Genomic DNA, 16,843 nt, shown 5'->3' with positions numbered 1-16,843 from the left:
GACGAGCATTCTTCGGACGCTCCGCGTGTCGCCGTCGGCCGCTACGACCCCAGTTCACGCCGAAGCAGGAGGACGCCGCCACCGGTCAACAGTGCCCCCATACTGCCGTACCAGAACCACTGGGCCAGTCCGATGGGAGCAGTTTGGAGCGACTGGCGGCGCTGCTGTCGGTACTCCTCGTCGGTCGTGTTCTCACACCGCCTGACGTGCGTCTCGTTCAGCGTTATCTCGCGTATCCCGAGGCCGCCATCGACGAGGCGGGTCTGCCCGGCGAGGTCAGCACACCCCGCGCGGTAGTCCTCGTAGGCCACTCTCGTGACCGTCGTTGTCACCTCTGCGTACACGAGGCCGGCGAGGGCCCCGACGCCGAGCAGCGTAACGGCCACGGCGATCGCCAGCGACGCGCGGGGGGAGTGTCCGGCCCCGTCTCGCTCGCCGTCGCCGGTCCGGGGGTACATGTGCGACTGTTACCGTGGCACACGAGTCACTCTTGCGGTGACTTGCCCTCACGTCCCGCCGTTGCACTCGGGGTGCTCTACGGTGTCTCGTCGCTCCCGTCGTCGAACGTCTCGGTCTCGGCCTGCAAGAGGTCCCCGATGTCGGCCGTCAGGTGCCGTTCGAGAACGGCCTCGACGCGGTTTCGCGGAGGGTCCGTTGCCCAGTCGACCGTGTCCGCCTCCTGCCGATAGTCGACGACGTCAGCCTCGACCAGTGGCGGGAGATGGTCGTGATAGAGGGACATGTAGATTCGGAGTCGTCCGTCCGGTCGGTCGTCGGGAGGGTCGCCCGTCTCCCAGACCGTTAGCTGGTCGGCGACGCCGGCCAGCGGCAGTGGTGTCGAAGACAGACAGAGACAGTAGAGCAGGTGTCGTCGTCGCTGGTACTCTACTATCTCCGGTATCTCGTCGTTCCCGTTGTCTCCGCCCATTGTAACGACCGATTGCCTCACTGGTAATTATAATCTACGAATATAACTGGGTGATGGACGTATCCGGTTTTCGAGTGAGGGGTATCCTGCGACAGCAGTCGTTTCCGTGGCAGTCGAGTCGTCGTCGCTCCGCCGGATGTCTGAGCGACCCGCGAATGCGGGCGGTCACCTCACAGCGCCAGTCCGTCGTCGACCCGAACGACTTCGCCGTTGACGTAGGACGCTGCCTCGCTGGCGAGGAACGCGACGACGGCCGCGACCTCCTCGGGCGTGGCGAGACGGCCGCTCGCGGTGTCCTCGGCGACCGACTCCGCGTACCCGCTCGTCTCCGCCAGCAGGTCAGTGTCGGTGTAGCCCGGCGCGACGGCGTTGACGCGGACGCCCTTCCCGCCGAGTTCGCGCGCCGCCGCGCGGGTGAACCCGAGGACGCCGGCCTTGCTCGCGGCGTAGTTGGCCTGTCCCGGCCACCCTCGTTGGGCCGCGACGCTGGCGACGTTGACGACGCGGCCGCCGTCGCCCTCGCGCAACATCCCGCTGGCCGCTTCTCGGGTGCAGTAGAACGTCCCGGAGAGGTTCACGTCGAGGACGCGGCGCCACTGCTCGGGGTCCATCCGGACGAGCAGTCCGTTGGCGGCCGTCCCGGCGTTGTTGACGAGTATCGTCGGCGTGCCGTACCGCTCCGTGACCGTCTCGAAGGCCGCGGCCACCGCGTCGTGGTCCGCGACGTCGAACCGCTCGACGGCCGTTTCGGCGTCGTAGTCCGCTAGGGAGCGTTCGGTCGCCTCGGCATCGGCGTCGTCCGCGTGGTAGGTCGCGACGACCGTCGCACCGCCCGCGGCCAGTCGCTCGGCCACCGCGCGGCCGATGCCGCGCGTGCCGCCGGTGACGACCGCAACCTCTCCCTCGAAGTCCATCACGCGAACGCCTCCCGGGCGTCGGCGGGCGTCTCCAGCGCGACGCAGTCGGCCTCGGGCGCGATGCGGTCGACGAGCGAGGCGAGGACCCCGGCCGGCGGGAACTCGACGAACCGCTCGATACCCCGGTCACGGAGCGTCTCCACGACGGTGACCCAGTCGACCGGCGACGTCACCTGTGTCGTCAGGTCCCGGCGTGCGACGGCCGGGTCGGTGTACGTCTCGCCGGAGACGTCCGAGACGACCGGAATCTCGGCCTCTGTCAGCGTCACCGCCGCCATCGCGTCCTCGACGCAGTCGACCGCCGACGCCATCACCGGCGAGTGAAACGCCGCGCCGACGTCGAGTTCGCGGAACCGGGCGCGCGTCCGCCCGTCGAGCGTCTCCCGAACCGCCGCGACGGCCTCGCGGGTGCCGCTGACGACGGTCTGTCGGGGTGCGTTGTACAGCGCGACTCCCACGTCCTCGCGTCTCGCACAGACGTCGGTGACCTCGTCCGGGTCGGCCAGCAGGACCGCCACCATCGTCCCCGGGCCGTCGGCGTCGGCCGCCGCTTCCATGCATCGGCCGCGCTCGCGGGTGAGCGCAACTGTGGCTTCGGGGGCTATCGCACCCGCCGCCGCCAGCGCGGTGAAGTGTCCGAGACTGTGGCCGGCGACGGCCGCCGGTTCGACGCCGAATCGCGCCGTGATGCCCTCGTAGGTCGCGATACCGGTCGCGAGCAACAGCGGTTGCGTGACGCTCGGCTGGCGAATCGCCTCGGCGGTGCCGTCGAAACACAGGTCCCGGAGGTCGGCGTCGACCGCCGCGTCGACTTCGTCGAACGTCGACCGCATCGCCGGCCACGCGTCGTCGAATGCCCGGCCCATCCCGGGTCGCTGACTGCCCTGCCCGGGGAAGACGAACGCGGTCCGGTCGAGCGTCGTCGGTGACTCGTCGCTGTCCATCGTATCGGAGCGAGTCGAAGCGGCCGCTTAGTCGTGTCGGCTCGCTGTCGCCACGACGGTCACAGACCCGACGGCGTAGCCCGCCGACTGGTCGTGACTGAGGCTGACGGCGATATCCGCCGATTCGAACGAACGGTCCCGCTCCGCCAACGTCGCGTCGAGTGCCGCCCGCGCGACGGGGGCAAGCGAGAGGTGTGGCCCGTCGTCGCGCCGTTTCACCTCGACGGCGGCCGTCGGGACGCCCGGCGAGGGGTCCGCGAGCGTCTTCGTGAACGCCTCTTTGGCCGCCCAGCGCGCCGCGTAGTGCTGTGGCGGGTCGGCCCGTGCCTCGCAGTAGGCCCGCTCTGCGTCGGTGAACGCCCGCCCGCGAACGGAGTCGCCGAACTCCGAGAGCAGGTCGGCGACGCGGGCGATGGACACCACGTCGACGCCGTGGAGGACGGTGGGTCCGGCCGCGTCGTGCTGTTCGGGAACGTCCCCGTCTCTCATCTCAGACACGTTCGAACACGAGCGCACCGTTGGTCCCGCCGAACCCCGCCGACGTGCTCACGGCGACGTCTGTCGCCGTCTCGCGCGGGTCCGTGACGACGGGGAGGGCACACTCGGGGTCCCGCGTCTCGTAGTTCAGCGTCGGGGGAATCGTCCCCTCGGCGATGCTTCGCGCGACGACGGCCGCTTCGATGGCGCCTGCGGCGCCCAGCGCGTGCCCGAGGTGGCCCTTCACGCTCGTCACCGGCGGCGGGTCGTCGAACACCGACCGGAGCGCGGCGGCCTCCCGGGCGTCGCCGACGGGTGTGCTCGTGGCGTGGGCGTTCACGTGGTCGACGCTCGCCGGGTCCCGTCCCGCGTCCGACAGCGCTCGTTCGACACAGCGGCGGAGTCCCGTCCCGTCTTCGGCCGGGCGCGTGACGTGGTGGGCGTCGCCGGTCCGACCGACGCCCGTGACTGCGGCGTAGGGCGTCGCGTCGCGCTCTCGGGCGTGGTCGCGGGCTTCGAGGACGACGACGCCGCTCCCCTCGCCGAGGACCAGTCCGTCCCGGTCGGCGTCGAACGGCCGACTCGCCGCCGCGGGGTCGTCGTCGCGCCCGCTGAGCGCCCGCATCGAGTCGAAACTGCCGACCCCGAGCGGCGATATCGCGGCGTCGGTCCCGCCGGCCACGACCACGTCGGCCCGCCCGTGTCGGACGTCTTCGACTGCGGCGGCGATGGCGTGGGTCCCCGCCGAGCACGCGGTCCCCGGTGCGCGGTTCGGGCCGCGCGCGTCGACGCACATGCTGACGTGCCCGGCCGCGAGGTTCGTCAGCGCGCTCACGAGAAAGGAGGGCGAGGGCCGCTCCCCGGCGGCAGACTCGATCTCGGCGAGGCCCGCCAGCCCCGACCCGATGCTGGTTCCGACACGTTCCGGGGTCCAGTCCGGGTCGGCGGGGTCGTAGCCGGCGTCGGCGACCGCCTCAGCGGCCGCGGCGACGGCGAACTGTGCGTACCGCCCCATCACGCGGTCGTCGACCCGGTCGTCCGGCGGGACGGTCGCGGGGTCGACCGGCACTTCGCAGGCCACGTTCGAGCGGATGCCAGCGGCTTCCGGGTCGAACCGGGTTATCGGCCCCGCCCCGCTGGTCCCGTCGCGGAGGCCCTGCCACGTCGCCTCGACCGTCTCCCCGAGCGCCGTCACCAGTCCCAGTCCCGTGACGACGACGTCCCGGCCCATCTCAGGCGCGGTCGGCGACGTAATCGGTCAGGTCGCCCACGGTCGAGACGGTTTCGAGGGCCTCGTCGGGGACGTGGACGCCCACGTCTGCCTCGATGGCCTCGGCTATCTCGACCATGTCAAGCGACTCGGCGTCGAGCGTCTCGCCGCCGAACGGCGTCTCGGGGTCGACTGCGTCGGGGTCCGCTCGCAGTCGGTCGGCGACGATTCGCTGTACGCGCCCGCGTATCTCTTGGGTGTCAGACATATGTGGCCATTCCTGACCCCTCCTCAAAACCGTCTCGGTTCCGGCGACAGGTGGTGTTTCGCTCCGCGTTCGGAGCTGTGAACAGCCGGAAAGCCACCCACAGTCGGCGTCTCAACCGGGCTGGGTTGGACTGAACGGGGCGGCTGGCTGCGCAACGGCGGGCACGGACCGCAACACGCCCCGAGGACGCGGTCGGGGCTCGCTGTCTCTCGCCAAGACACAGCCAGACGACGTATCGTCGGCGCCGTCGTCAGGGTTCGAGGACGACCTTCCCGACCGTCTCGCGGTTCGCCAGCGCCTCGTGTGCCGTCGCGGCCCGTTCCAGCGGCACGCGCTCGTCGACGACGACCTCGACCCGTCCCGTCGAGAGGTGGTCGAGCAGCGAGGGGACCGCCCCGAGGACGCGGTCGGGGACGTGTTCGAGCGCGTGGTCGAGGTGGTAGCCGACGACCGACTGGTTCTCGAAGAACAGGCGCGGCGTCGCCACCGTGGGGACGGACCCGCTCGCCATCCCGAACGAGACGACCCGACCCGCCGGTGCCAGTGCCTCGACGGACGCGGAGAAGGCCTCGCCACCGACGCCGTCGACGACGAGGTCCACGCCCCGACCGTCGGTCTCGGCCAGTACCGCGTCGGCGACGTCCGTCGTCGTGTAGTCGATAGTGACGCCGGCCCCGAGCGTCGACGCGAGGTCCCGCTTGGCGGCGGTGCTGGCGGTCGCAAACACCGTCGCGCCCGCCGCGTCGGCCAGTTGGACGGCCAGCGATCCGACGCCGCCGGCCCCGGCGTGGACCAACACTCGCTCGCCGGCCGAGAGGTCGACCCACTCGTGGAGAACGTTGTGCGCGGTCAGTCCCTGTACGGGGAGGGCCGTCGCCGCCGGCATCGAGAGCGAGTCGGGAACCGGGAACGTCGTCTCGACCGGGGCCGTCGCGAACGCCGCGTAGCCACCGCTCGACGTGAGCGCCGCGACGCGGTCGCCGACCGAGAGGTCGGTGTCGCCCGCCCGTTCGACCGACGTGACGGTGCCTGCCACTTCGAGGCCGGGGACGAAGGGGGGCGTCGGTCCCTCGGGGTAGTTCCCCCGCCGTTGCTCGACGTCCGCGAAGTTGACGCCCGCGGCCTCGACCGCGATGCCGACTTCGCCGGGCGCGGGTTCGGGCTCCGGTCGCTCCCTCGGCGTCAGCACGCCGCTGTCGCCGTACTCGGTGACTTCGACCGCTCGGACGGTCATGGAGAGGACCCCGCGTCCCCGGCGTCCGCCGTCGCCTCCTCGTCCAGCAACTGGTCGAGGCGGTTCTCCCGCTGTTCGGCAACGAACGCGGTGAGGTCGTCGGCGTCGGGGCCGGGGAGGTGTTTCCATCCCATCTCCGCGACGACGGCGTCGACGGGGTCCGCGAGACTCGCGACCGTCTCCCGGACGAGCGAGGGGTCGACCGCGCCGCGCTCAAGAAGGTCACCGAGTCGCGTTACACCGTAGCCGACGTGCCGTCCCTCGTCCCGTCGTACGGACGCGAACCCGGAGACGAGACCCGGAAGCGACGGGCCGTCGGTGTCCGGGCCGAAGGTCGCTTCGACCGCGTGGAACCCGGTCTGGCCGAAGACCCCCTCGACGGTCAGGTGGTAGTGACAGTACGCCCGGGCGCGGCTTTCGGGCGTGTCGTCGGTCTGCAGGCGTTCCATCGCCGCCGTCGTCCGGTCGAACACCGTCTCGTAGGCCGGCGTGAACCACCGGTCGGCGGTCGGGTCCGTCGGGTCGAGTCCCCGCGCCTCCTCGGCCGGTCGGACCACGTCGGTCCAGTAGCGGTCGAAGAAGGCGGCGTGTTTTGCTTCTTCGTAGATGTGGCTGGCGACGAACCGCTGGTCCGCGCTCCCGTCGACGGTCCCCGCCAACGGGAGGAGGTCCTCGGTGACTCGCTCCTCGCCAGCGCCGAACATCGCGACGGTCGCACGCAACTGGGTGAACGCGCGCCGTCCGAGGCCGTCGAGTGTCGCCCGGTCGGCCGAGCAGTCGATGTCGTAGGGACTCCAGTGGTGTTCGACCGCGTGTCGGAAGTACCGCTCCGGGGTCGACTGTTCCGCTGTTGTCATGGGCCGGGGTTCGACCGACGGGCGAAAAAACGTGCCCGTTCCCGTCGCCGGCGGTGTGGGCGTCGGCCCGCCGGACCGCGCCGCCGGTCGTCGCCGCTACGGACTGTCGCCCGACTGCTCCCGGTCGTCGTAGTCGAACGTCTCCTCGGGCGCATCGTCATCGAAGAAGCCGAACGTCTCGTCGTCCCGCAGGAGGTAGTCGTTCTCCAGCATCTCCGAGACGACGCGGCCGAGCGCGTCCAGCTCCGACTCTATCTCGTCCACGTCCTCGGCGTCGAGTTCCCCGCGGGCCTCGTCGGGCAGGGCCGGCGCCCGGTACCCCACCTCGTCGGTGGCGGGGTCCCAGTAGAAGTCGAACGCCTCTACGAGGTCGTGTTCGACGACGACCTCGAAGTCGGCCGCTGTCAGGCCGGTCTGTGTCGTCCACTCCTCGAAGGCGTCGTGCCACGCGCCGTCGGCGAGAATGCGTTCGACCTCCTCGCGTCGGTAATCGTCCTCGACTTCCTCCTCCGGGTCGTTGATGGCTTGGTACTCACCGCGTGGCTGTGGACCGTGGAGCGACGGCGGGTCCGGAACCGAGACGTCGAGGGCCATACTGTCGTGTAGGGCGTTCGACTAGAAATACGCACCGCTGGTTCGGGGCGTCACGGCCGGCGGGGACGACGCCCGATTCAGGCCTTCGCACCGGCGACGCCGCTGCCGATGGCGGCGCCACACTCGGTGCAGGCGACGAGGTAGAACCGTTTGGAGGCGGCGAAGAAACCGGTGGTGGCGTCCATCTCGACGAACTCCACGTCGCTCTCGTCGGCGAGGGCCGTCTCGCAGTCGGGGCAGTGGACCATGGCCGTCGCATCGAACGCCTCGGGTAAATGCCTTGTCCGGACTCGACCCCCGCGAGCGCCGTCAGGTCCCGAGTCGAGCGAACGCGAACGCCGTCGACGTGCCCAGCGGGTCGTCGGCCGTCTCGGTCCACACCTCGTCGAACCCCGCCTCGCGCAACTGGTCCAGTGTCGCCTGCCGGCCGGGGGCGGAGAAGAACATCGACCCGCCCATCCAGCCCCGGCGAACGGTCTCGAACCGGCCGCTGGGGAGTGTCATCAGGACGAGACCGCCCGGACGGAGGACGCGGGCGAACTCCCGATACACCTCGGGGTGGCGCTCACGCGGCACGTGGAAGACGGCGTGGTAGGCGGTGATACCGTCGACGCTGTCGTCGGCAATCGGGAGCGCGGTCATGTCGCCCTGTACCAGTCGCGCCGCCGGGACCGTCTCGGCCGCCAACTCCAACCCTCGGCGGGAGAAGTCGAGGCCGACGCTCCCCTGCGGGAGGTTCGCCAGCGTGCGCGCGCCGTCGCCACAGCCGACGTCCAGTACGGTCGGGTTCGGCGGCAGTTCGGCCAGCAGGTCGTCGACGAGCGCAGCGTCGGACCCGCCCGGGTCCCGCCGCTGTGCGTACGTCTCGGCGACGCCGTCCCACGCCCGCCGTATCTCCTCGGGGTCCATACCGACGCTTGGGACGCAAGCGGTATCAGCGCCCCGGGGACTGCCGACGACGGACCGCTCTTCGTGTCTCGCCCGACCGTCGAGCGCTAGCTCTCCAGTACGGACTTCGGGCGCTTGAGGTAGAACTCCTGTTCGCTCACGCGCTCGTAGACGTCGTACAGCGTTTGGACGGCGTCCGCGTCGGGGTCAAACCGGAGGTGCGGTGCGACGTGGTAGGCCTTGCAACTGGTCAGGAAGAAATACAGCGTCCGGTGGTGGGCCGGCGTGGCGTCGACGACGCCCATGGACTGCCCGCCGAGGTCGTCCGAGAAGTCGTTGAGCATCGCGGCGATGTCGTCGTGTAACTGTTCGTCTGGCCGTTTGAGCGTCGTCCCGAACGTCTGTTCGAGGAAGCTACTCGTCGCCCGGAGGAACGGGTTCGACTCGACGCCGCTGGGGTCTACGGCAGCGAACTGCTCGTACAGCGAGAGCAACACCGACAGTTCCTCGTCGGTAACCGCCACCGGCCGTACCGGGTCGCCCTGACTGAGCGTGTACTCCGGAAACGAGTGAGACGTCGGGTCCGGAACCTGCCCGAACACCTGTTCGAGGCTCATGGTCGGGCTACGGCGGCGAGCCGTCTAACTGTTCTGTGGTAGCGTGTGTCACGGTAGGTTCGGGGTGTGTTCGGTTTCCCGGCCTTACCGCGGACCTATCAGCCTCATAACGAAACTCGCCGATAGCGTCGGCCCAGCCGGTGTGGATACAATGGCAGACAGTACGCTACTGCGCATCGGGCACTGCTGTCCGGACGCGCCGAACGTCGACGTCAGCGTCGACGGCACGACGCGGTTCACGGAGGTCGAGTACGCGACACTGAGCGACTACGCGACCGTCGACTCCGGCGATCACGAGGTTGCCATCGCGCCCGCGGGGAGTGTCGCTACCGTCGTCGAGACGACCGTCACGCTGTCGCCGGACGCCGCGTACACGGTGCTGGCGACGGGGCTGATAACCGACATCGAAGCCACCGCGTTGCGTGACGACAGCAGCGAGATCCCCCCGAACGTGGCACACGTCCGACTCGTCCACACGTCGCCGGACGCGCCGAGTATCTCGCTCGACGTCGGCGAGACGTCGTCGGTGGCCGAGGCCGTCGACTTCCGCGAGGCCAGCGAGTACCGCCCGGTCGAGGCGGGCACCTACGACCTCTCGTTCCGGCCGACGGACCGCGGCCGGGTCGACTTCGAACTCGACGGCATCACCTTCGACGGCGGGACCGCGTACTCGGCCATCGCCCTCGGGCAGTTAGAAGCCGGGACGTTCGCCGCCGTCGTCGAGGCGGACGCGGTCGAACTGGTCGCGCCCGAGGAGTGAGCGGGTTCAGGACCGTCGTTCGTTCAGCCGTGCGATGAGGTCCAGTCCGTAGACGATGTTGAGTACCGAACTCGCCTCGCCGGCCTCGTAGACGAGGTCGTCGTGGGCCCGGACGTGGTCTAAGACCGCTTTCGAGGCGTGGTCCGGGGCGGCGGCGATACCCGCGTCGTTCTCGGCGATCCACTCCATCACCCGCAGGTCGCTCTTGCTGTCGCCCATCACCAGCGCGAACGGGTCGTCGATGCCCAGCACCTCGAAGGCCTGTTCGACGCCGGCGGACTTATCGAGTTCCAGACTGACGAGTTCGGCGGCGTCGCCCTCGTAGTAGCCGAGGTCGACGCGTTCGAAGAGGTCGAGCAGTGCCGACGGCGCGTCGTCGAGGTCGGCGTCGGTCGAGAGCCCCGCCGTCTCGAAGACCGCCTGAATCTCCGGGTCCCGCGAGAAGTACGTGCGAGCGAGCGCGGCGGGGTCGGCGACGTCGACGCCGACGGCTTCGGCGACGCACTCACCGACCAGTCCACAGAGGTAACAGAGCGCCTCGTCGATGATTTCCACGGCGGCGTCGCTGCCCACCTCGGCGTTTGGCTTGAGCGTGACGTTGAACTCGTTGCCCTGCAGGTGCGTCCCGTGGCTCACGTCGTCCGGGGCTTCCGAGAGGACGCGTCCGCGGACGGCGTCGAAGACGTCGACCACCTCGTCGTCGAGTCGTTCGTACAGCAACTGCTTGGTCTGTGCGCCGTGTTTCGGCGTGAAGACGCCGTTGCCCGACTCGTAGACGATAGACAGCGACCCCGAGGAGACCACTTCGTTACCGAGTCCCTGAATCATGAACCCCTTGACGTTCTCTAAGGTCTGGCCCGTACAGACGACGATGGGGATGCCGCGCTCCTGAAACTCGGTGAGGAGGTACAAGGTGTCGCGTGGAATCTCGTTGTCCGTGTCGCCGGCCGACCGGAGCGTCTCGTCGACGTCTAAGACGAGGACGTTCACCGACCGGTCGTACTTCGAGAAGAGGTCGAGCGCGGTAAAGGCCTCCTCGCGGGTCAGCCGGGCGGCCAAGTCGGCGTACGTCTCCCCGGTGGCGGGGAACTCTTCGGCGATGTTCCTCTTCCGTTCGTCCAGTTCGTCGCGAGCGTCGTCCCACTGGTCCAGTGCAACGGGGGAGCTGAGCGGTGGCAAGAGGTCCACGAACTCCTGATAGGCCCGCAGCGTCTCGGTGTCTGCAGTCTCGTACAGGCGATAGAGCTGGTCGTACTGTTCCATCTGTCTCTGTCGACCGGCCTGTCGCTGCCCGTCCACTTGACTGTACGGTTCGCCGTCTTCGAAAAACGGTGTGTGCTATGGCTCTTCGTCGCCGCCGTCGGTCAGCACCTCGACGTCTGTCTCCTCGTCGTTGAGGAACGACGGTATCTCCGCTTCTTCCGACGGCTCCTCGTCCGGGCCGGTCCTCTCGTCAGCGCGGTCACGGCTCCAATCCGGGCTGTATCCTCTGTGGTGGCACATTGGGGCTCACCGGACGAGGATGGGGGCTGTGGAGTGTTAACTATTTCCATATGCTAGCCGACACTCGCTGGAGACAGTCTCAAGTCGCCCCGTCCGTTACCGCAGGGCAACGACAATGCGGGGGACGCCATGACCGACATTCAGCAACTCGACGAGCGCACCGTCGAACGCATCGCGGCCGGCGAGGTGGTCGAACGACCCGCCTCCGTGGTCAAGGAACTCGTCGAGAACGCCGTCGACGCCGACGCGAACCGCGTCACGGTGGCCGTCGAAGGGGGCGGCACCGAGGGCATCCGCGTGACCGACGACGGCGTCGGGATGGACCGCGAGAGCGTCCAGCGCGCCGTCGAACAACACACCACCTCGAAGATTCGGGACATCGCCGACTTGGAGGGCGGGGTCGGGACGCTGGGCTTCCGCGGCGAGGCCCTCCACGCCATCGGGGCCGTCTCGCGCCTGACGATTACGACCCGGCCACGCGGGGGCGACGTCGGCACCGAACTCGTCGTCGAGGGCGGTGAGGTGACCGCGGTGAATCCCGCCGGATGCCCCGAGGGGACGACCATCGCGGTCGACGACCTGTTCTACAACGTCCCCGCCCGCCGGAAGTACCTCAAGCAGGCCTCGACGGAGTTCGCCCACGTCAACACCATCGCGACGAGTTACGCGCTGGCGAACCCGGACGTGGCCGTCACCCTCGAACACGACGGCCGCGAGACGTTCGCCACGACGGGGCAGGGCGACCTGCGCGAGACGGTGCTGTCCGTCTACGGGCGGGAGGTGGCACAAGCCATGATAGCGGTCCGCGCGGGCGCCAGCCCCGGGAACCGGCGAAGCGGGGAGCAAAGCGACCCGCAGAGCGGCGGCGACGACCTGCCGGACGGGCCACTCGACGGCGTCTCCGGCCTCGTCTCCCACCCCGAGACCAACCGCGCCGGCCGGGAGTACCTCTCGACGTACGTCAACGGCCGCTACGTGCGCGCGAAGACGGCCCACGACGCCGTCGTCGACGCCTACGGCACCCAGATAGCGCCGGACCGCTACCCCTTCGCCGTCCTCTTTCTGGACGTGCCGGCGGGCGACGTGGACGTCAACGTCCACCCGCGGAAGATGGAGGTCCGGTTCGCCGACGACGAGGGGGTCCGCGAGCAGGTCCGTACCGCCGTCGAAGACGCGCTGTTGCGCGAGGGACTGCTCCGCTCGTCGGCCCCGCGCGGCCGCTCACAGCCCGAGCAGACGGAGATATCGCCGTCGCGGTCGAGCAGTGCCGACGCGTCCACCTCGGCGGGACAGTCTCGCGGTGGACCGGACGACCGGTCGGACGGGGCGACGGCGGCGGGCGACGCGGTCAGTACGCCCGCCGACGCGGGGGCGACGGAGCGTGACGGCACCACCTCGACGGCCGGCGACACCACCGCTTCGGGTCGAACGGCCGGGGACGACGGCTCGACCGCCGACGAGCGTGCCGAGACGAGCGGCGGCGAGACGGGTACGGCGACGCCGCCGTCCGACGACCGATCCCGCTCGACAGGTGAGGCGGCCGGCGGGTCCGGCACGCCCGGCGGTTCGCCGACCGAAGACGTACCGCCCGCCCGGAAGTTCTCCGGGGGCCACGAGCAGGCCCGACTCGGCGAGAAACCCGAGACGAACCACGAGACGCTCCCGTCGATGCGGGTGCTGGGGCAGTTACACGAGACGTACGTCGTCGCCGAGACCGACGACGGCCTCGTCCTGATAGACCAGCACGCGGCCGACGAGCGCGTGAACTACGAGCGCCTGCAGGCCGAGTTCGCCGGCGAGACGACGACACAGGCGCTGGCGGACCCGGTCGACCTCGAACTCACCGCCCGCGAGGCCGCCGTGTTCGAAGAACGAAGCGACGCGCTGGCGAGTCTGGGTTTCCACACTGCCCGGACCGGCGAGCGAACCGTCGAGGTGCGCACGCTGCCGGGCGTCATCGCCGACGCCGCCGGGCCGGACATCGTCCGGGACGTGCTGGGCGCGTTCGTCGGCGGCGAGAGCGAGGCCGCGACCACCGTCGAGGAAGCGGCCGACGAACTCCTCGGTGACCTCGCGTGTTACCCGTCGGTTACCGGCAACACGTCGCTCACCGAGGGGTCGGTTCGGGACCTGCTGGCGGCGCTGGACGACTGCGACAACCCCTACGCGTGCCCGCACGGCCGGCCGACGGTCATCGAACTCGACCGGAGCGAACTCGAAGACCGATTCGAGCGGGACTACCCCGGCCACGGCGGCCGGCGCGAGTGACGACGCGGGGGTGTGAATCCCTCTCACTCACCCAGCGCCCGCCGATACACGTCTTCTAGCCGCACTGCCATCTGGTCGACGCCCAACGACCGGACGGCCGACCGGCCGTTCGACCGTTCCTCACGGTCGAGGACGCGCCTGAGCGCCGTGGTGAGGGCGGATTCGTCGGCACAGACCGCCGACGGCGTCACTCCGTCCAGCCGGTCCCGCACGTCGCCGACGTCGGTTGCGACCACCGGGAGGTTACACGCGAGCGCCTCCTTGACGGTGTTCGGCGACCCCTCCCGACGCGAGGTCAACAGCAACGCGTCGGCCGCGTTCATGTAGGTCGGGACGGCCGCCTGTTCCACCTCGTAGACGGCGTGGAGGCGGACCTCACGGTCGAGGCGTGAGCGGACGCCGTCGACGACGCGCTCGGCCAGCGGGTAGTTCTTGACCGCCCGGTCGGGCGTGTACGGGAACAGGACGTGTGCGGCGTCGGGGTCCCACCCCACCTCGCGGCGGGCTCTCGCCCGGTCCATCGGCCGGAACAGGTCGAGGTCCACTCCGTGCGGGACGACGGTCGCGTCGCCGTCGAGGCTGGTCGCCATCTCGTCGCTCATGACGACCGTCTCGTCGACCAGTCGGGCACAGCGCTCGCTGACCCACCCGAACTCCCCCATGAGGTCCGACCCCCAGAGGGTGAGGACGACGGGTCGACGTGGCTGGGCCAGCGCGAACGGTGCCGTGAGGCCGTAGTGAGCGTGGACGAGGTCGTAGTCGTCCCGGGCCGCAGAGAGCACCCGGCCGTAGAACCGAAGATAGTGGTGGACGGAGCGACGCGCCGCCTTGCGCTCGGCCCGGTCGTCGCTGTCACGGCCCGGAACGGGCACGACGTCGCAGGCGTGTCCTCGCTCGCGGAGACGCTCGATGCGCCGGTCGAAGAAGGGCGAACGGTGCGTCACGAGGTGGAGGACCCGCATCGGTGGCGTCCTTCCGTCGGCGGCGCAAAGTAATGGTGTCCCGATTGTCGGCCGTGTCGTGGTAGTAGTGCCCTTATTGGGCAGGTTCACCACCGTCGGCGTGCGAACCGGTGCGGTGTCCGGTCCGATTCGGCCGGTCGACGCGCCAGTCGCGTCCGCAGAGCGGTCTGAAACCGGTTACCCGACGTAAGTTTGTAATTACAATCACGCTACTGTGAGAGGCATAGTCGTATGGACGTGTTGGTTACCGACGGCTTCGAGAAGAAGTCGCTGACGGTGGTTAGGGCCGTCCAGTCCGTCGCCGACGAAGTCGGGGTGGTCGCACAGTTTCCGTTCTCGCTGACGGCCGCCTCCCGGTACACCGCTCGGGACCACCGCATCGAGGCCGACGACGCCGCCGACTACGCGGCCCAACTCGCCGCTGTCGTCGAGGAGTACGGCTACGAGTACGTCATTCCGGTCAGCGGACGCACGACGGAAATCGTCTCGGAACACCGCGAGACGATTCCCGCCCCGCTCGACCCGATTCTCCCGCCGAAACCGTCGTTTCGTCGGGCCATCGACAAGCACGACCTGCACTCGCTGGCCGGCGAGTTCGACATCCCGACGCCCACGTCGGTCCGTATCCGGTCGTCGTCGGACGTCACACGCGCTGTCGAGACTGTCGGCCCGTCGGGCGTGTTCAAGACGGGGAGCGAGACGGAGCCTCGCTTCCTCCGGTACGTCGGGTCCCCGGCGGAACTCCGGTCCACGTACCGGACCTACACGGAGACCCACGACTCCGACCCCGTCTATCAGGCCTACCTGAACGGCCGGGGCCGGGGCTTCTTCGGTCTCTACGTCGACGGGGAGTGCCGCGGCCACTACGCCCACCGGCGTATCCGCGAGTCGCCGCCGTCGGGTGGCAAGAGCGTCTGTGCCGAGTCCCTCTCGGACCCGGAACTGTACGCGTACGCCGACCCCCTGCTGTCGGCACTCGACTGGAGCGGCGTCGTGATGCTGGAGTTCAAGAACGACGCCGACGGAACCCCTCGACTGCTCGAGTGCAACCCGAAGTTCTGGGGGTCGATGGGGCTGGGGGTCGCCTCGGGGATGAACTTCCCGTGCGCGCTGCTGGAGTACCTCTCCGAGGGGACGGTGCCGGCGTTCGAATTCACGCCGGCCCGGTACCACTGGCCGCTCTCCGGCGACCTCCTGCACGCCGTGAAACGTCCGCGGAGCGCTCCGGCGGTCGCCACCGATCTGCTCTCGCGGTCGACCCAGTCGAACCTCCAACTCACGGACCCGCTCCCTCACGTCGTCGAGGGCGCTCGCGCGATGGCGTCGGCCGTCGTCAGCGTCGACGGCCCGGTCAACTGACTGTCGGTGGCCCGGTACGGCCCGAACCGTACGCCGAGTCGGCCGGTTGAACTAAGCCCCAGTCTCTCGATACGCTGGGTATGTCACTGGTTACTTTCGGCGAGACGGCGCTCCGCTTCGCCCCGCCGGACGGACAGCGCTTCGAGACGGCCCGCGAGGTACGGATGCGGGCCGACGGCACGGCGAGCACCGTCGCGGCGACGGCGAGCAGACTCGGCGGCGACGCCGTCTGGCTCTCGAAACTGCCGGACACGCCGCTGGGCCGTCGCGTCGTCGCCGAACTCCACGAGCACGGACTGGAGACGGACGTGGTGTGGGCCGACGCCGACGACGGACGGCAGGGCCTGACCTTCTACGAGGACGCCGCAGCGCCCCGGGCGGACCGCCTCCTGCAGGACCGCGGCGACACCGCGATGGCGACGCTCACGCCCGGCGAGATACCGATGGGACGGATTCAGAACGCCGACGTCGTGTTCACTGCCGGGTCGATGGCCGCCCTCTCGGCGACGGCGGCGGAGACGGCCGGAGCGCTCCTCCGCGCCGCGCCGGGGATGCGGGCGTTAGACCTCGATTACCACCCGGGGCTCTGGAGCGCCGAGGCCGCCCACGACACGCTCTCGGATCTGTTCGACGCGGTGGACTTGCTGTTCGCGAGCGAGGATCAGGCGAAGGCCGTCTTCGACAAGACGGGGCGGCCCCGCGAACTCGTCCATACCCTCGCGGCCGAGTACGACTTCTCTCGGGTCATCCTCACGCGCAGCGAACACGGCGTCGTCGCCTACCACGACACCGTCGTCCACGAACAGGACGCCTTCGAGACGGCCGCCGTCGATAGCTCCGGGCAACACGCCGCGCTGGTCGGGGCCGTCCTCCAGCGACTCGCCGACGGCGCGCCGACCGACGACGCACTCGCGTACGGGAGTGCCGCGGCGGCGCTGACCCGGACGATGCCCGGGCCGCTCACACCGCTCGAACAGGCCGAAGTCGAACGCCTCGTCGAGTCACAGTCCGACCGCGGTCGGTGATCGGAGACTGGCTGGAAACCCCTCTCTGACCG

Annotated in this window: 20 protein-coding genes; 4 read left to right on the top strand and 16 right to left on the bottom strand. The window is 69.7% G+C overall.

Features of this window, described 5'->3' with window-relative positions:
• Positions 1–41: 41 nt before the first annotated feature.
• The 13 genes from NDI85_RS08520 to NDI85_RS08460 all read right to left on the bottom strand — a co-directional run bounded on the left by NDI85_RS08520 (position 42) and on the right by NDI85_RS08460 (position 8,934).
• Positions 42–458, bottom strand: a complete 417-nt coding sequence (locus NDI85_RS08520) for a hypothetical protein (RefSeq protein ID WP_310915507.1) — start codon at positions 456–458, stop codon at positions 42–44.
• A 77-nt stretch (positions 459–535) separates the two neighbouring features.
• Positions 536–928, bottom strand: a complete 393-nt coding sequence (locus NDI85_RS08515; protein ID WP_310915506.1) for a hypothetical protein — start codon at positions 926–928, stop codon at positions 536–538.
• Positions 929–1,098: 170 nt separating this feature from the next.
• Positions 1,099–1,842, bottom strand: a complete 744-nt coding sequence (locus tag NDI85_RS08510) for a 3-oxoacyl-ACP reductase family protein (protein ID WP_310915505.1) — start codon at positions 1,840–1,842, stop codon at positions 1,099–1,101.
• Positions 1,842–2,789: an ACP S-malonyltransferase gene (locus NDI85_RS08505; RefSeq protein WP_310915504.1), complete on the bottom strand. Its 948-nt coding sequence runs from the start codon at positions 2,787–2,789 to the stop codon at positions 1,842–1,844. Before NDI85_RS08505 ends, NDI85_RS08510 begins: the two co-directional genes overlap by 1 nt.
• 27 nt (positions 2,790–2,816) lie before the next feature.
• Positions 2,817–3,278 (bottom strand): 4'-phosphopantetheinyl transferase superfamily protein, encoded by a 462-nt coding sequence (locus NDI85_RS08500; RefSeq protein ID WP_310915536.1) that lies wholly within the window; start codon positions 3,276–3,278, stop codon positions 2,817–2,819.
• A 1-nt stretch (position 3,279) separates the two neighbouring features.
• Positions 3,280–4,497: a beta-ketoacyl-[acyl-carrier-protein] synthase family protein gene (locus NDI85_RS08495; protein WP_310915503.1), complete on the bottom strand. Its 1,218-nt coding sequence runs from the start codon at positions 4,495–4,497 to the stop codon at positions 3,280–3,282.
• A 1-nt stretch (position 4,498) separates the two neighbouring features.
• Entirely contained in the window at positions 4,499–4,744 is a 246-nt protein-coding gene (locus tag NDI85_RS08490) for an acyl carrier protein (protein WP_189000583.1), read from the bottom strand.
• A 250-nt stretch (positions 4,745–4,994) separates the two neighbouring features.
• A complete protein-coding gene (locus NDI85_RS08485; RefSeq protein ID WP_310915502.1) occupies positions 4,995–5,978 on the bottom strand; it encodes an NADPH:quinone oxidoreductase family protein in 984 nt (327 codons plus the stop codon).
• Entirely contained in the window at positions 5,975–6,835 is an 861-nt protein-coding gene (locus tag NDI85_RS08480) for a ribonucleoside-diphosphate reductase (RefSeq protein ID WP_310915501.1), read from the bottom strand. The genes NDI85_RS08485 and NDI85_RS08480 overlap by 4 nt, the downstream gene beginning before the upstream one ends.
• Positions 6,836–6,931: 96 nt before the next feature.
• Positions 6,932–7,429 carry a hypothetical protein gene (locus tag NDI85_RS08475; protein WP_310915500.1) on the bottom strand — a complete coding sequence of 166 codons (498 nt, stop codon included), beginning with the start codon at positions 7,427–7,429 and terminating at the stop codon, positions 6,932–6,934.
• A 77-nt stretch (positions 7,430–7,506) separates the two neighbouring features.
• Positions 7,507–7,677, bottom strand: a complete 171-nt coding sequence (locus NDI85_RS08470) for a hypothetical protein (protein WP_310915499.1) — start codon at positions 7,675–7,677, stop codon at positions 7,507–7,509.
• 61 nt (positions 7,678–7,738) lie between these two features.
• Positions 7,739–8,338, bottom strand: coding sequence for a class I SAM-dependent methyltransferase (locus NDI85_RS08465; protein ID WP_310915498.1), 600 nt, complete (start codon positions 8,336–8,338; stop codon positions 7,739–7,741).
• A gap of 86 nt (positions 8,339–8,424) precedes the next feature.
• Positions 8,425–8,934, bottom strand: a complete 510-nt coding sequence (locus NDI85_RS08460; RefSeq protein ID WP_166968226.1) for a hypothetical protein — start codon at positions 8,932–8,934, stop codon at positions 8,425–8,427.
• 151 nt (positions 8,935–9,085) lie between these two features.
• On the opposite strand from NDI85_RS08460, the gene NDI85_RS08455 reads away from it, so the two are divergent.
• Complete coding sequence (locus tag NDI85_RS08455; RefSeq protein ID WP_310915497.1) at positions 9,086–9,694, top strand: DUF4397 domain-containing protein; 609 nt, start codon at positions 9,086–9,088, stop codon at positions 9,692–9,694.
• 6 nt (positions 9,695–9,700) lie between these two features.
• Here NDI85_RS08455 and NDI85_RS08450 read toward each other — a convergent pair whose 3' ends face one another.
• Together NDI85_RS08450 and NDI85_RS08445 are read right to left on the bottom strand one after the other, a co-directional pair.
• Positions 9,701–10,957 (bottom strand): HAD hydrolase family protein, encoded by a 1,257-nt coding sequence (locus tag NDI85_RS08450; RefSeq protein ID WP_189000605.1) that lies wholly within the window; start codon positions 10,955–10,957, stop codon positions 9,701–9,703.
• A gap of 75 nt (positions 10,958–11,032) precedes the next feature.
• Positions 11,033–11,197: a hypothetical protein gene (locus tag NDI85_RS08445; RefSeq protein ID WP_189000608.1), complete on the bottom strand. Its 165-nt coding sequence runs from the start codon at positions 11,195–11,197 to the stop codon at positions 11,033–11,035.
• A gap of 129 nt (positions 11,198–11,326) precedes the next feature.
• Between NDI85_RS08445 and mutL the strand changes: the two genes are divergently transcribed.
• Positions 11,327–13,465 carry a DNA mismatch repair endonuclease MutL gene (gene mutL / locus NDI85_RS08440; protein WP_310915496.1) on the top strand — a complete coding sequence of 713 codons (2,139 nt, stop codon included), beginning with the start codon at positions 11,327–11,329 and terminating at the stop codon, positions 13,463–13,465.
• Positions 13,466–13,488: 23 nt separating this feature from the next.
• Here mutL and NDI85_RS08435 read toward each other — a convergent pair whose 3' ends face one another.
• Entirely contained in the window at positions 13,489–14,427 is a 939-nt protein-coding gene (locus NDI85_RS08435) for a glycosyltransferase (protein WP_310915495.1), read from the bottom strand.
• Positions 14,428–14,658: 231 nt separating this feature from the next.
• On the opposite strand from NDI85_RS08435, the gene NDI85_RS08430 reads away from it, so the two are divergent.
• Complete coding sequence (locus tag NDI85_RS08430; protein ID WP_310915494.1) at positions 14,659–15,786, top strand: ATP-grasp domain-containing protein; 1,128 nt, start codon at positions 14,659–14,661, stop codon at positions 15,784–15,786.
• Positions 15,787–15,866: 80 nt separating this feature from the next.
• On the top strand, positions 15,867–16,811 hold the full coding sequence (locus NDI85_RS08425; RefSeq protein ID WP_189000620.1) for a sugar kinase: 945 nt from the start codon (positions 15,867–15,869) through the stop codon (positions 16,809–16,811).
• Positions 16,812–16,843: the final 32 nt, after the last annotated feature.

Source organism: Haloarcula sp. S1AR25-4 (assembly GCF_031624555.1).
GTDB classification, from domain to species: Archaea; Halobacteriota; Halobacteria; order Halobacteriales; family Haloarculaceae; genus Haloarcula; species Haloarcula pellucida.
This window is presented reverse-complemented; position numbering and strand designations above follow the sequence as displayed.